The sequence below is a fragment of the Parapedobacter brassicae genome (genome assembly GCF_051400755.1).
Lineage (GTDB): Bacteria > Bacteroidota > Bacteroidia > Sphingobacteriales > Sphingobacteriaceae > Parapedobacter.
This window is the reverse complement of record NZ_JBLFFL010000002.1, coordinates 126,937-140,522: the sequence shown is the minus strand read 5'-3', so window position 1 is coordinate 140,522 and position 13,586 is coordinate 126,937. Positions and strand designations below refer to the sequence as shown.

14 protein-coding genes are annotated in these 13,586 nt (G+C 53.0%); 10 read left to right on the top strand and 4 right to left on the bottom strand.

Features of this window, described 5'->3' with window-relative positions; translation table 11 throughout:
- Positions 1–24 precede the first annotated feature (24 nt).
- The 8 genes from trxA (at position 25) to lpxB (ending at position 8,439) form a co-directional block, all read left to right on the top strand.
- Positions 25–342: a thioredoxin gene (gene trxA / locus ACMGDE_RS06175; RefSeq protein WP_436831895.1), complete on the top strand. Its 318-nt coding sequence runs from the start codon at positions 25–27 to the stop codon at positions 340–342.
- Between the two features lie 178 nt (positions 343–520).
- Complete coding sequence (locus ACMGDE_RS06170; RefSeq protein WP_436831894.1) at positions 521–1,609, top strand: ATP-grasp domain-containing protein; 1,089 nt, start codon at positions 521–523, stop codon at positions 1,607–1,609.
- A gap of 44 nt (positions 1,610–1,653) precedes the next feature.
- Entirely contained in the window at positions 1,654–3,129 is a 1,476-nt protein-coding gene (gene rpoN / locus ACMGDE_RS06165) for an RNA polymerase factor sigma-54 (protein WP_436831893.1), read from the top strand.
- Between the two features lie 90 nt (positions 3,130–3,219).
- Positions 3,220–4,083: a DUF5050 domain-containing protein gene (locus tag ACMGDE_RS06160; RefSeq protein WP_436831892.1), complete on the top strand. Its 864-nt coding sequence runs from the start codon at positions 3,220–3,222 to the stop codon at positions 4,081–4,083.
- Positions 4,084–4,174: 91 nt separating this feature from the next.
- Positions 4,175–5,047, top strand: coding sequence for a carbon-nitrogen hydrolase (locus tag ACMGDE_RS06155; RefSeq protein ID WP_436831891.1), 873 nt, complete (start codon positions 4,175–4,177; stop codon positions 5,045–5,047).
- Positions 5,040–6,098, top strand: coding sequence for an agmatine deiminase family protein (locus tag ACMGDE_RS06150; RefSeq protein WP_436831890.1), 1,059 nt, complete (start codon positions 5,040–5,042; stop codon positions 6,096–6,098). The genes ACMGDE_RS06155 and ACMGDE_RS06150 overlap by 8 nt, the downstream gene beginning before the upstream one ends.
- 23 nt (positions 6,099–6,121) lie before the next feature.
- Positions 6,122–7,327, top strand: a complete 1,206-nt coding sequence (locus ACMGDE_RS06145) for a porin (RefSeq protein ID WP_436831889.1) — start codon at positions 6,122–6,124, stop codon at positions 7,325–7,327.
- On the top strand, positions 7,324–8,439 hold the full coding sequence (gene lpxB, locus ACMGDE_RS06140; protein ID WP_436831888.1) for a lipid-A-disaccharide synthase: 1,116 nt from the start codon (positions 7,324–7,326) through the stop codon (positions 8,437–8,439). The genes ACMGDE_RS06145 and lpxB overlap by 4 nt, the downstream gene beginning before the upstream one ends.
- 19 nt (positions 8,440–8,458) lie before the next feature.
- Here the strand turns inward: lpxB and aroB are convergent, their stop codons facing one another.
- The 3 genes from aroB to ACMGDE_RS06125 are packed head-to-tail and all read right to left on the bottom strand — an operon-like array spanning position 8,459 to position 10,165.
- The gene (gene aroB / locus ACMGDE_RS06135; protein WP_436831887.1) at positions 8,459–9,523 is read right to left on the bottom strand and encodes a 3-dehydroquinate synthase; all 1,065 of its coding nucleotides are present in this window, start codon (positions 9,521–9,523) and stop codon (positions 8,459–8,461) included.
- A gap of 6 nt (positions 9,524–9,529) precedes the next feature.
- Complete coding sequence (locus ACMGDE_RS06130; RefSeq protein ID WP_436831886.1) at positions 9,530–9,952, bottom strand: hypothetical protein; 423 nt, start codon at positions 9,950–9,952, stop codon at positions 9,530–9,532.
- Between the two features lie 3 nt (positions 9,953–9,955).
- Positions 9,956–10,165, bottom strand: coding sequence for an RNA-binding S4 domain-containing protein (locus tag ACMGDE_RS06125; protein ID WP_436831885.1), 210 nt, complete (start codon positions 10,163–10,165; stop codon positions 9,956–9,958).
- Positions 10,166–10,299: 134 nt separating this feature from the next.
- On the opposite strand from ACMGDE_RS06125, the gene ACMGDE_RS06120 reads away from it, so the two are divergent.
- Positions 10,300–11,496: a proline dehydrogenase family protein gene (locus tag ACMGDE_RS06120; RefSeq protein ID WP_436831884.1), complete on the top strand. Its 1,197-nt coding sequence runs from the start codon at positions 10,300–10,302 to the stop codon at positions 11,494–11,496.
- Entirely contained in the window at positions 11,493–12,116 is a 624-nt protein-coding gene (locus ACMGDE_RS06115) for an HAD family hydrolase (protein ID WP_436831883.1), read from the top strand. Before ACMGDE_RS06120 ends, ACMGDE_RS06115 begins: the two co-directional genes overlap by 4 nt.
- Here the strand turns inward: ACMGDE_RS06115 and ACMGDE_RS06110 are convergent.
- A complete protein-coding gene (locus ACMGDE_RS06110; RefSeq protein WP_436831882.1) occupies positions 12,113–13,540 on the bottom strand; it encodes an alkaline phosphatase in 1,428 nt (475 codons plus the stop codon). The genes ACMGDE_RS06115 and ACMGDE_RS06110 overlap by 4 nt on opposite strands.
- Positions 13,541–13,586: the final 46 nt, after the last annotated feature.

The following is a 13,586-nucleotide window of genomic DNA, read 5'->3' as shown; positions in this document are numbered from 1 at the left end:
GCCCAAGCATAACGAATGAACATTATGGCACTAGAAATTACAGACAGCAACTTCGATGAAGTTGTATTGCAATCAGACAAACCGGTATTGGTAGACTTCTGGGCGGAATGGTGCGGCCCTTGCCGCATGGTCGGTCCGATCGTCGAAGAATTGGCAAAGGAATACGATGGCAAGGTGGTAATAGGCAAGGTGAATGTGGACCATAACCCCGATATTTCGGTAAAATACGGTATCCGCAATATCCCCGCGCTGCTGTTTTTCAAAAACGGAGAAATCGTGGATAAACAAATCGGAGCCGTTCCTAAGTCTATTCTGGCCGACAAACTGGTGAAACAGTTGTAAAAAAAGGAAATCAAAAAGGGCGCTCGGAAAAGCGCCCTTTTTTTGTTGGCCATAATTGGACCTATACAACAAAACCGTTAATTTGCTGTTTTATTTAAAAGCCATTGGCGCACCATTACCAATTTTGGTCACTGAAAATATGATACATAAAGATTCGAGGAGGGCAGACACTGTACGAATGGCACTCCAACCGATAAATCAGCAAACCAACACTGTATCCGATAAATGGCCATGGCCGATCAAAAAGTGGCTGATCAAGACCAGCAGTTGGGAATATTGGCCGGCCCCTGTTTTCTATGCTCCGTTGATGGCCTATTGGTTCTGGATCAGCCTCAGGGCACGCACCCCGTTTTTCTTTAGTGCCGCAAATCCCCGCATTCCGTATTCGGGCTTTACCCTCGCCCCAAAGCACGAGATCTACAACCTCATGCCCTACCAGTACTACCCCAAGACACAACTGGTACCGGCCGGTACGGAAGCCGATGCGCTGGAACAATCACTACGGGCGAACGGGTTCGACTTTCCGTTGATGGCCAAGCCGAATGTCGGCGATCGGGGAACTGGCGTAAAATTGTTGCATAACGTCGCTGACCTGAGTGGTTATGCCGCTGAGAGTAAGGTCGATTTCCTCATTCAGGAATTTATCGATTATGAGCATGAAATCGGCATCTTTTATTACCGCATGCCCGGCGAGCCACGAGGGCGCATCTCGGGCATCGTCGGTAAGGAATACCTGACCGTTACGGGCGATGGGTCGTCAACCATCGCGGATCTGCTCGCAAAGGAAGACCGGTACGTTATTCAGTTACCCGTACTCAGGGCTACCTACGGCGCGTTGCTGGACACCGTACTGCACACCGGCGCGCAGTATACCCTCCCCTACGGCACCCATTGCCGGGGTGCCCGATTTGTGGACGTCAGCCATAAAATCAACGAAGCGCTGTCAAACACCATCGATCATGTCTGCCAACAGATATCCGGGTTTCATTACGGCCGCTTGGATGTCAAGTTTAAAAGCTGGGAAGAACTCCACATGGGGAAACATTTTTCGATCATTGAATTAAACGGTGCAGCGAGCGAACCCGCGCATATTTATGATCCCGCGCATTCCGTCTTTTTCGCGTGGAAAGAAGTTTGTAAGCATTGGCGGCTATTGTATGCCATCAGCAAGGCAAATGCGGCCAAGGAAGGGATCAAGCTAATGGGTTTTGTAGATGGCTTACGGATGTTAAAAGCCCATTTCAATAACTTACGCTTGATGAGGTAGGTACGATAACCTTTATTTTCGTATTTTTGCCCAGCGAATTGATTATGCTAAAACAGACTCTACAACAAAAGTTATTACAGAAACTATCTCCTCAGCAAATCCAGTTCATCAAATTGCTGCAGGTGCCCACGGTTTCGTTGGATACCCGCATCAAAGAGGAGCTGGAAGAAAATCCGGCATTGGAGGACATCAGTCTCGCCAATATGAACGATCCGGTAGAAGAATATCCGGATAAAGATCCCGATGAGGAGCGTTTTAACGAGGACGAGCAGTCTGGCGAGCTTGATGAATTCAATGTAGACGACTACCTGCAATCAGACGACATTAACGACTACAGCGGCAATCAAAACGGCAATGGCGACGACGAGGATGACCGCAAGGAAATCCCCATCGCGATTCAAAATTCGTTCTTCGAAAACCTGCAGCAGCAGCTCGACCTGCTTGCTTTGTCTGACCGGGATTTCCTCATCGGGCAGCAGATCATCGGGAGCTTGGATGATGATGGATATCTCAGAAGACCCATTTCATCACTCATTGACGACCTGGCGTTTTCCCAGAACGTCATCGCCGAGGAACAGGAGGTCGAAGAGATGCTCAAGGTCATCCAGGAGTTTGATCCTCCGGGCATCGGTGCCCGCAACCTCCAGGAGTGCTTGCTGATCCAGCTGCGCAAAAAGGATCAGGACAGCCTCATCATCAAGAAGGCGATGGCCGTGGTGGAGAATTACCTCGATGAGTTTACCAAGAAGCACTATGACAAGCTGGAGCGTGTACTCAGCATCGACTCGGAAGAGCTGAAAGAAATCGTCAACGAAATACTCAAACTCAATCCAAAACCGGGCGACTCGGGGGCTGTAGCCGGAAAACAGCTGCACATCATTCCTGATTTCCACATCACCAACAACGACGGCGTACTTCACCTCACCCTTAATGCCCGCAATGCACCGGAGCTCCGCGTGAGCCGTTCGTATCAGGAGATGTTCGAGCATTATGACAAAGCGTCTCAGAAAGACAAGAAGATGAAAGAAGCCGTGCAGTTTGTCAAACAAAAACTCGACTCAGCAAAGTGGTTTATCGATGCCATCAAACAACGGCAACAAACGCTGCTCAAAACCATGAACGCCATCATGAACTACCAGTACGAGTACTTCCTGACGGCCGATGAACGTCAACTGAAGCCGATGATCCTGAAGGATATCGCCGACCGGATTGATATGGACATCTCCACGGTATCCCGCGTGGCCAATTCTAAATATGTGCAAACGGAATTCGGCACCTTCCTGCTCAAGTCGTTCTTTTCGGAAGCCATACAAACCGATTCGGGTGAAGAGGTTTCCAACAAAGAGGTGAAGAAAATATTGGAAGAGTGCATTTCAAACGAAAATAAACGCAAGCCGCTGGCCGACGAAAAATTAACGGAGATATTGAAGGAAAAGGGCTATACCATCGCCCGCCGGACTGTGGCCAAATACCGAGAAGCCATGGGGATACCGGTGGCACGGCTGCGGAAACAGCTCTGATGGTGGGTGGGTGATCGGTGGTGAGTGATCGGTGATCGGTGGTGAGTGGTCGATAAGGAATGAATCAATTATTAATTAAATCCTGATATGATGAACACTTCATTTTTTCTCACCGCCACCGCGTTGACGCTACTGGGATGCGCAGGCGGACAAAACAACGACTCCACTGATGCGCCGGTGACGCCGAAGCTTACGCAGTCGTGGAAAACGGACACCATTTTTACGGGTTCGGAATCTGCCTTATACGACCCGGCACAGGACGCCATCTTCGTCGCGAACGGCAATACCAACGCCGGAGACAAAGATAACGATGGCTTTATCTCCACGCTCAACACCGATGGCACCATCCGCGACCTCAAATGGGTGGAGGGCGACTTGCACGCGCCCAAAGGCATGGCGGTGCTGGGCGGCAAACTGTATGTCACGGACATCGATGCCGTCAAGATCATTGACATTGCTTCGGCAGCCATCGAGAAAACCATCGCGGTGGACAGCGCGGTCTTCCTCAACGACCTGGCGACCGATGGGCAGCAGCTATACTTCTCGGATACGCAGACGGGGCACATTTATCGCATGACTACGGACGGAAGCTATGAGACCATCTCAACCGCCAACCCCAATGTAAATGGACTCGAATGCCATGATGGCCGTCTGTATGCCTTGGATGGCGAAGGCCTCAAAAAATTCAGCGACGACGGTCAGTACACGCAGGAAGTCGTCAATACGGAAGTAACCGGCGGTGATGGACTGATCATCTTGAATGACAGCACCTTCGTGGCCAGCAGATGGCACGGCGAAGTCTTTTTCATCCGTGGCAAGGAAACCACCGTGCTGCTCGATACGCAAGCCGAAAAATCCAATACGGCTGATATCGGGTTTGTACCGGGACAAAATCTTGTACTGGTTCCCACATTTCTCAAAAACGAGGTCGCGGCGTACGAATTGGTCTATTGATCCACGGCGTCAGCAAGCCACGTTTTGAAAACCTGCCGGCTTTTTTACTGTTGTAATAAGTCGTACCTTTGCGACAAAAAAAGCAGCAAACATGACCAACGTAAAAATCGGGACGGTGCAGATGAGTTGTGTGGCAGACAAGGCAACCAACCTCTCCAAAGCGGTGGCGCAGATCCGCGCAGCCGCCGCTAAGGGAGCGCAGATCGTCTGCTTGCAGGAACTGTTCACCTCGCTTTATTTCTGCGATGTGGAAGATTACGACAATTTCGACTTGGCTGAACCCATACCGGGCCCTTCTACGGAAACCCTGCAGACCGTGGCGGCCGAGCTGGGTGTTGTCATCATCGCTTCGTTATTCGAAAAACGTGCACAGGGACTGTACCACAATACGACCGCGGTGATCGATGCCGATGGCACTTACCTCGGCAAGTACCGCAAGATGCACATCCCCGATGACCCGGCTTTTTACGAGAAATTTTACTTCACGCCGGGCGATTTGGGTTACAAGGTATTCAAAACCAAGTTCGCCACGATTGGCGTACTCATCTGCTGGGATCAATGGTATCCCGAAGCAGCACGCATCACGGCGTTGATGGGCGCCGAGATCTTGTTTTACCCCACGGCCATCGGCTGGTCAACTGACCAGGATCAGGAGACCAACCAAGACCAATACAACGCCTGGCAGACCATTCAGCGATCGCATGCCGTGGCCAACGGTATTCCGGTCGTAAGCGTGAATCGTGTAGGATTTGAGCAAAACGGCGCGATGAAATTCTGGGGCGGCAGCTTCATCACCAATGCACAGGGACGATTGCTTTACCTGGGTGACCATGACCGCGAGGAAACAGAAGTGACCGCAGTAGATTTGTCCCAATCGGATTACTTCCGCAAACATTGGCCTTTTCTCCGCGACCGCCGGATAGACAGCTACCAACCCATTACCAAACGGTTCATTGATGAGTAGGCTGACTCCCCAAGCATTGGGCTACCGCTTTCCAGCGGAGTGGTATCCCCACCGTGCCACCTGGCTGAGCTGGCCGCATAAGGAGGCGAGCTGGCCGGGCAAGCTCGAAACCGTATTCGGTCCGTATTGCCAATTCATCAAGGAAGTTTCCGCTGGCGAGCAGGTATGTATCAATGTAGCCGATGCGGCCATGGAGGCCTCCGCCACAACCCACTTATTGCATGCGGGGGTAGACTTGTCCCGCGTGACCTTTTACCACCATCCGACAGACGACGCCTGGTGCCGCGATCATGGTCCGGCTTTCTTAATCAACCCCGATGCCGACACGAAAAAGATCATCGTGGACTGGGGCTATAACGCTTGGGGCAATAAATACCCGCCTTACGAACAGGATGATGTTATTCCCACCTTGATCGGAAAGGCGCTGGACATACCGGTTTATCACCCCGGCATCGTGATGGAGGGTGGCTCAGTGGACTTCAACGGGAAAGGTACCATCTTGACCAGTACGGCGTGCCTGCTCAACAAGAACCGCAATCCGCACTTGAGCCAGCCAGAAATTGAGGAGTACCTGTATGCCTATTACGGTGCCTCGCAGATTCTTTGGCTTGGCGACGGCATCGTCGGTGACGACACCGATGGCCACATCGATGACATCACCCGTTTTGTAAACGCCGACACGGTGGTGACCGTGATTGAAGAGAACCGCTCGGATGAAAATTATGCCATTTTGCAAGATAACCTCCGGTTGCTCAAAAAAATGCGGCTCCAGGATGGTAAGCAACTCGACATTATCGAATTGCCCATGCCGACGCCAGTGGTGTACGACGGCCAGCGGCTACCCGCCTCCTATGCCAATTTTTACATCGCCAATACAGTGGTGGCCGTGCCTACTTACCGCGACGACCGAAACGACCAGCGGGCGCTGGATATATTAGCGGGCTGTTTTCCCGATCGTAAGGTGGTCGGTATCGATAGCTTCGAGATCATCTGGGGATTGGGCAGTTGGCACTGCCTGAGCCAGCAGGAACCTGACGTGAGAACCTTATAAGCGAATATTAACCATTGCGTAGCATGACAAATCGATTATTGTTTTTTTTTGCCGTTATCCTGTGTAGCACCTGCCAATTAGCCTTCGGCCAGCGTCAAAATGATGAACGGCCAACTATTGAAGATTTTAAGGGCATCCAGTACACGGGTGACGATTCGACGTTTTATATCAATTTCCGGTTCAGGATGCAGAACCGCCTGCGGTACACTTCCGTCAGCGGCGACGACTTTGGCGCCGAGAGCTTTGAGGCGCGTATCAGGCGCCTGCGGCTGCGGATGGATGGCTATATCTACAATCCCCGGCTGTCGTACAGCATCCAGCTGGGGTTTACGCGTGGCGATCAGGACTATGACGATACGGATGTCGTCAACATTGTGCGTGACGCGGTGGTGTTCTACCACTTTACCGACAATTTCTATGTCTCCTTCGGACAGAATAAACTTCCCGGCAACCGTCAACGGGTCAATTCGTCGGGTGAACTGCAATTTGCTGAACGCTCGTTGGTCAACGCCACGTTCAATATCGATCGCGACTTCGGCGTCAAGGCGTATTATTCCCCTAAGATCGGGTCGGTGCCGTTCCATTTCAAGGGGGCCATCAGTACCGGCGAAGGCCGCGCCGCCCTGGCGACCGATAATGGCTTAGCCTATACCGGACGGATGGAGTTCCTGCCACTCGGTGCATTCACCAATGGGGGCGACTATTACGAGGGCGACCTCGAATATGAGGAAATGCCGAAGCTGTCGATCGGCGGAGGCTACAGCTACAATGACCGTACAACACGCGCCGGTGGCCAAACGGGCAAGTTCCTCGCTTCTCCCCTCACGCTGAAAACCAGCTTTTACGATGCCATCTTTAAGTATCGGGGCTGGGCCTACCAGGTAGAATACATGCGGCGCGATGTGGGTGATCCGTTCAGCACCGACGAAGAAGGCGAAGTTATCTATGCATTCAAAGGGCAGGGCCTCAACCAACAACTGTCTTACCTGCTGAACAGAAATGCCGGATACGAACTTGCGAGCCGGTACACGTGGATTAAGCCGCACCAGGATATCGGCGCTTATGAGGCGCAGACGGAGGTCGTGGAACTCGGCTTGACCAAGTATTTCCGCGCCCACCGCTTCAAACTGCAATTGAACGCGAGCTATCAAATTGAAGACGGCATCTACCGGACAAGCAACGACGGCAATAACTGGGGTGCCACCTTCCAAGTGGAATTAGGTATATGAGGTATTACATCATCGCCGGGGAAACATCGGGCGACCTGCATGGTGCCAACCTCATCCATGCGCTCAAAAAGGAGGACGGCGATGCGCAATTCCGGATCGTCGGTGGCGATCGCATGCAGCAGGCATCCGGTGAAACAGCGGTCATCCATACCTCCCAAATGGCGTTCATGGGCTTCGTTGAAGTACTGGCCAACATCCGGACCATCGCCCGAAACCTCCGGCTGGTGAAAGCGGATGTGTCGGCCTGTAAGCCGGACACCTTGGTACTGATCGATTTTCCGGGATTTAACCTCAAAATCGCTTCCTTTGCCAAGGAAATGGGGTTTAAGGTCTGCTACTACATTTCACCGAAGGTATGGGCGTGGAACCAACGCCGGGTGTTAAAAATCAAGCGCGTGGTGGATAAGCTTTTCTGTATTCTCCCCTTTGAAGTTGATTTCTACCGGACCTGGGGAATGGAAGTCGACTATGTGGGCAATCCGCTCTTGGATGCGGTTGCCAGCCACGTCGACAATCCGCATTTCCTGGAGGAGAACAACCTGGCGGGCAAGCCCATCATTGCATTGCTGCCCGGCAGCCGCGAAATGGAAATCAGCAAGTTGCTGCCCATCATGGCGAAGGTATCGCTCCTGTTCCCCGCACATCACTGCGTGGTCGCCGGTGCGCCTAATTTCACCAAGACGTATTATACGCAGCACATGGACGGACGGGCGCTCCCCGTGGTGTTCAACGCCACATATGACCTCCTCAAACATGCCGAAGCGGCGATTGTTGCCAGCGGTACCGCCACGTTGGAAGCCGCCCTGCTGCGCGTCCCGCAGGTGGTGGTGTACCGGGCCAACCCGCTGTCCATCGCCATTGCCAAGATGGTCATCCAGGTGCGGTTTATCTCCCTGGTCAACCTGATCATCGACATGCCCGCCGTGCGTGAATTGATCCAAAAAGAGTGCAACAAGGACAGCATTGCCGACGAGCTGGATTTGCTCCTGAACAACAAGGCCCATCGCGGGCAGGTACTCAACTACTACGAGCTACTGCATGAGAAAATGGGTCAGCCAGGTGCATCAGCGCGCACAGCAGCACTGATCACGACCTTTTTGCACAACCGGTGATGAGCCGCGCCAACATTGGTCAGGATAACGCCCGGTAGAAATCCAGGCTTTCCTTGATCAACGCTTCCTCCACAAACACATCGACGCTGCAATGGCCGATCTGGCTCAGCAACGCAAAACCAATCCTGCCTCCGGTGTTTTTCTTATCATTCTTCATCAAGTCAATAAACAGCTCGTAGGACGCTTCGCTATAGCGATAATCGGGAAAGTGTTTCTGGAAGGTGCCGACCAGGTCATCCAGTGCCTCCTTGGGCAACCCATTGATCCGATGGGATAAATATCCCTCGCAGATCATCCCCACGGCGATGGCTTCCCCATGGAGCAGGGGCCTGCTGTCATGTGCCAATGAATACCCCTCAATGGCGTGGCCGATGGTGTGGCCGAAATTCAGGATCTTTCGCAGCCCCTTCTCGGTTGGATCCTGTGTGACCACCTCATTTTTGATCGATACGGAGTGCCGGATATGAGCAGTGGTCAATGCCGACGCATCCAGCGCCTTCACCTGTTCATAGAAGTCGGCATCGCGGATGAGGCCATGTTTAATGACTTCGGCAAAGCCCGATACCAATTGACGGTTATCCAATGTCCGCAAGAATGCTGTGGAAATGAACACCGCTTTGGGCTGGGCAAAGGTGCCGATCATGTTCTTCACGCTATCCATATCGATACCCGTTTTGCCGCCGACCGAAGCATCCACCTGTGACAATAAGGTAGTCGGTACCTGCACAAAGTCAATCCCGCGTTTGAAGGTCGACGCCGCGAAGCCCCCCATATCGGTCACCACCCCGCCGCCCAGGTTGATCAGCAGGCTTTGGCGGTCGGCACCGAAGTCGAGCATCATCTTCCAGATACCGATGCAAAAATCAATGTTCTTGTTTTCCTCTCCGGGGTCTACCTCAATGACGTCATAGCCATCGAACGTGGGCATGGCCGCTTGCAGCACCGGCAAGCAATGCTCGCTGGTATTCCGGTCGGTCAGTATCAGTATCTTGGAGTAGGTGTTCGCTTGGATAAACCGCTCCAGTTCAGCCAATGTATCGTCAAAAAACACGTGGTAGCCCGTGCTCGGAATATAGGAGTCCATCAGTTGCTATCTTGCTGTCATCAGTTTGAGTTCAAAATCTTTCACGCGTTCATAGTAAGGTATATCCGACCGCCGTGCAAATTGGATAAAGTTCATGATCACGCTATCCCGCTGGGTTTGGGGAACCGAGGGGACCACATCATTGCCCTGTTCATCCCATATCTTCATGCCCTTTGCACCCTTTATGGAGTCTGGAAACTGCGCGATATGCATCAATACGGCGGCATATTTCTGAACGCCCATGGCATATGCAGCCAACGCTGTCGGCACCGTCACCGTATCGGTTTCCATTTTTTCCACCATGACGTCCGAACCCTTTTTTTCATAGGTTTCCACCGCAATGGCCAACACGTAGGGCTTATCGGTTTTCTTCTTTGCATCGCAAGCGCATAACGCCGTGAGCAAGAGGAATATGAATCGCTTCTTCATGGCTTATTCCGTTAGTTGTACCTGTTTACCGTTAAACTCGACCTTATCCCCCGGCCTTATTTTCAGCCGTTTGCGGTAATCCACCCGGCCATTGTATTTCACCAATCCCGCAACGACCACCGCCTGCGCCTCCCCCCCATGTTCCACCCAGTTAAGCGCTTTCAGCAACTGGATTAACTGGATGTACTCACCGGTGATTTTAAAGGTCATCATGGTGCAAATGTAGTGCTTAATCACGGTGAAACCAACTGGCAGGCATAAAAGCGCCCGCCTTGATCGAAACCCGTAAACCAACTTGCATAAAACCGCAATTATCCCTAATTTCGCACCAGCAATTGCATCATTGAATGTCCCAACAAACACAGCAAAGCAGCGAACTTTCGTTTGAAAATACCGCTATCGCATTCCGGAATAAAAGCGACAAAGACCTCCATAAAGCCTATTGGCTATTTAAGATCATCGCCAGCAATTTTCTGACCAAGATAGGGCCTCCGATTACCAATTTTGCGTTGACTGCCGGATTACCCATACAGGGTATCATCCGCAGCACCATCTTCGATCACTTCTGCGGCGGCGAGACCATCGCAGGGTGTGTTCCCGCGATCGAACGCTTAGCAAAGCAGCATGTGGGAACAATTCTTGACTACTCTGTCGAGGGCGAAGATGCCGAGCATGTCTTTGATGCCACTTGCGAGGAGATTCTGCGGACCGTCGCCTACGCCAAGACAGACCCGAACATTTCCTTTTCGGTATTCAAGCCCACGGGGCTTGGCCGCTTTGAACTGTTTGAAAAGATCCATGCCAAAACAGCGCTCCGTCCGGACGAACAAGCCGAATATGACCGGGTGAAGCAACGGGTGACCCGCATATGTCAGGCATGCCATGACAACGGGGTAAACGTATTGATCGATGCGGAGCACTCCTGGATACAGGATGCGATTGACGATCTCGCACGGGAGATGATGCAGCAGTATAACCGCCGTGCGCCGATGGTATACAATACCTACCAACTCTATCGCCATGACAAACTGGCCTCGCTGCAGGCCGATTACTATTTGGCCGAGACGGCCGGATTCTTCCTCGGCGCCAAGCTGGTGCGCGGTGCGTACATGGAAATCGAACGGGAACGGGCTGCCGACCAAGGCTACGATTCGCCAATTCAACCCAATAAAGAGGCGACCGACCGGGATTATGACCTCGCTATCCGCTTCTGTCTCGACCACCTTGATCGGATTGCGTTCATGGCGGGCACCCATAACGAGGCCAGCAGCCTGCTATTGGCCGAGGAAATGAATAGCCGCCAGCTCGCGCATGATCATCCGCATATTCATTTCGCGCAATTGCTGGGCATGAGTGACAACCTGAGTTTTAACCTCGGCGAAGCGGGTTATAACGTGGCCAAATACATGCCTTATGGACCTGTTAAGGCGGTGATGCCCTATCTTTTCCGGAGGGCTCAGGAGAACACTTCGGTCGCGGGGCAGACCGGGCGCGAGCTATCGCTCATTGCCAAAGAGAAAAAAAGAAGGAAAGCCAACAGATGACTGACACACGGATACAAGAACAGCTCGACATCCTCACCGAGGTAAGCCGCAAAATGCCGTATAAGGCATTCCTTTATGACTGCGATGGCACGCTCGCCGACAACATGCATGCGCACAAAGCCGCGTACCGCGAAGCCGCTGCCCAGTACGGCATCCTATTGGACACCGCCATCATTGATGAACTTGCCGGGTGGCCAACGGTATTGATCGCTGAGGAAATCAATAAGCGGTATGGCACGGATGTCCCTCCACAGGAGTTTGCTACGCTGAAGTCGACCATCTTCCTTGACCGCTACGTGTCGGATACGCTGCCGATTGATTTCGTAGTGCACCACCTGAAAGCGCATATCGGCAAGGTGCGCATCGGCGTGGTCTCCGGCGGGAGCCGCAAGACGGTCACCCGCACACTCACGGTAATCGGACTGATTGATACGATTGAAGCGCTTGTCTGTGCCGGTGACACCGACCGGGGCAAACCCTACCCCGACCCCTTTCTGGCGGCGGCCCAGCAGCTTGGGGTCGCTCCGGCAGATTGCCTGGTCTTCGAAGACGGCAACCCCGGTGTACAGGGTGCCATCGCCGCGGGGATGGACTGGGTACGGATCGACCAGCTCGGTTAAGCGGGCTTTTTGGTCTTCACCCCCGCCGCTTCCAGCATCAGGTTGTGCATCTCGGTATTCCGCACGAATGGTTTGAGCAGTTCGCGCCCTACCCCATAAGCCGCAATTTCCACATGATCGCCCGAGTGCCCATTGCTTGCCCAGCTGATAGCGGTATACTTCCGCTGAATGTCAGCAAAATCAGCAAACGGCAGTTTATAGGGGTTATACAGCCCATCCTCATTGCGGTCGGTCACATAATGAGCAAGCAGCTGGATCGCTTCATTAGCGCTAATGGCATATCCCTGCGCGTGCTCGATGCGTTCCCGCACCTGACTGGCTGTGAAATCCCGGTCGATACCTTGCAACACCCAGTCATTGGTATGTTTAAAACCGATAATTTTCTCGAAGTTCTCAGTTGCGCCGAATAAGCCCGGATTCGCATTCCCGTGGTCCGTCGTCACGATCACCAGCGTCTCTCCGTCCGCTTCGGCAAAGGCGATCACCGTAGCCAACGCTTCGTCAAAAGCCAATTGATCGTAGAGCAGACCACCGATATCGTTCGCATGGGCGGCCCAGTCGACCTTGCCACCCTCCACTTGCAGCACAAACCCGTTGCGGTTCTTCTGCAAATGCCGGATAGCCGTACCCACCATCTCCGCCAACGAAGGCGTCGATTTTTTCAAGGCCTCATCATTTTCCCGGTCCAGCGCATAAGGCAAGCCATCCTGATGAAACACACCCAATATGGGAGCGTCCTTAGCACCAGTATCGATCGCCAGCAGCTCATCCCGCGTCTTGGCCACCTGGAAACCGCTGGCGGCGAATTTCCCGAAAACATCTTGCTTGTCGGCACGCTTATCCGCACTGAAAAACTCGGTGCCGCCCCCCAACATCACATCAAACCGCAGGTCGTGGTACATCAGGGCAATGCCGGGCTGGTCCGATCGGCTGTCGCTATTCACGCAGAATCCCGCCGGTGTCGCGTGCGTGATCGGCACGGTAGTGACACAGCCTACGGCTTTGCCCGCCGACTTGAACTTCTGAAGGATGGGCACCGGGTGGCTCCCGTCCGGCGCGACATTGAGGATTCCGTTGTTGACCCGTACACCTCCGCCCCATGACGAACTGGCGGCAGCAGAATCGGTCACCAAACTATTCGCTGACGCCGTATCCATCAGCCCCCGACTAGCGGCATTATGCTGATACAGCGACATCCATTCGCTCAGCTTGCCATCCCGGCGCTCACGCAGCATATTAGCCATGCTCAATGTGCCCACGCTCATGCCATCGCTCACCATGAAAATGATGTTCTTAGCCGTCTTTGCCGATGCGCCGTTGAATATAGGTGGACGGCCTGTGCCGGTCAATGCGCCCAGCGGCGATAACATCGCCGAACCCGCAGCGGCAATAGTGGTTTTTCTAAAAAAATCTCTTCGTTTCATTAAATCCCTGATTGGTTGTTCAATTTGCCAAAAATAGGAGCCCCAT

What these genes read in the sequence shown, in the direction of transcription:
- ACMGDE_RS06155 (WP_436831891.1), top strand. Translation starts at nt 4,175, where the DNA reads ATGACCAACGTAAAAATCGGGACGGTGCAGATGAGTTGTGTGGCAGAC.
- ACMGDE_RS06115 (WP_436831883.1), top strand. Translation starts at nt 11,493, where the DNA reads ATGACTGACACACGGATACAAGAACAGCTCGACATCCTCACCGAGGTA.
- ACMGDE_RS06150 (WP_436831890.1), top strand. Translation starts at nt 5,040, where the DNA reads ATGAGTAGGCTGACTCCCCAAGCATTGGGCTACCGCTTTCCAGCGGAG.
- ACMGDE_RS06110 (WP_436831882.1), bottom strand. Translation starts at nt 13,540, where the DNA reads ATGAAACGAAGAGATTTTTTTAGAAAAACCACTATTGCCGCTGCGGGT.
- ACMGDE_RS06120 (WP_436831884.1), top strand. Translation starts at nt 10,300, where the DNA reads ATGTCCCAACAAACACAGCAAAGCAGCGAACTTTCGTTTGAAAATACC.
- ACMGDE_RS06170 (WP_436831894.1), top strand. Translation starts at nt 521, where the DNA reads ATGGCACTCCAACCGATAAATCAGCAAACCAACACTGTATCCGATAAA.
- lpxB (WP_436831888.1), top strand. Translation starts at nt 7,324, where the DNA reads ATGAGGTATTACATCATCGCCGGGGAAACATCGGGCGACCTGCATGGT.
- aroB (WP_436831887.1), bottom strand. Translation starts at nt 9,523, where the DNA reads ATGGACTCCTATATTCCGAGCACGGGCTACCACGTGTTTTTTGACGAT.
- ACMGDE_RS06145 (WP_436831889.1), top strand. Translation starts at nt 6,122, where the DNA reads ATGACAAATCGATTATTGTTTTTTTTTGCCGTTATCCTGTGTAGCACC.
- ACMGDE_RS06130 (WP_436831886.1), bottom strand. Translation starts at nt 9,952, where the DNA reads ATGAAGAAGCGATTCATATTCCTCTTGCTCACGGCGTTATGCGCTTGC.
- ACMGDE_RS06125 (WP_436831885.1), bottom strand. Translation starts at nt 10,165, where the DNA reads ATGATGACCTTTAAAATCACCGGTGAGTACATCCAGTTAATCCAGTTG.
- trxA (WP_436831895.1), top strand. Translation starts at nt 25, where the DNA reads ATGGCACTAGAAATTACAGACAGCAACTTCGATGAAGTTGTATTGCAA.
- rpoN (WP_436831893.1), top strand. Translation starts at nt 1,654, where the DNA reads ATGCTAAAACAGACTCTACAACAAAAGTTATTACAGAAACTATCTCCT.
- ACMGDE_RS06160 (WP_436831892.1), top strand. Translation starts at nt 3,220, where the DNA reads ATGAACACTTCATTTTTTCTCACCGCCACCGCGTTGACGCTACTGGGA.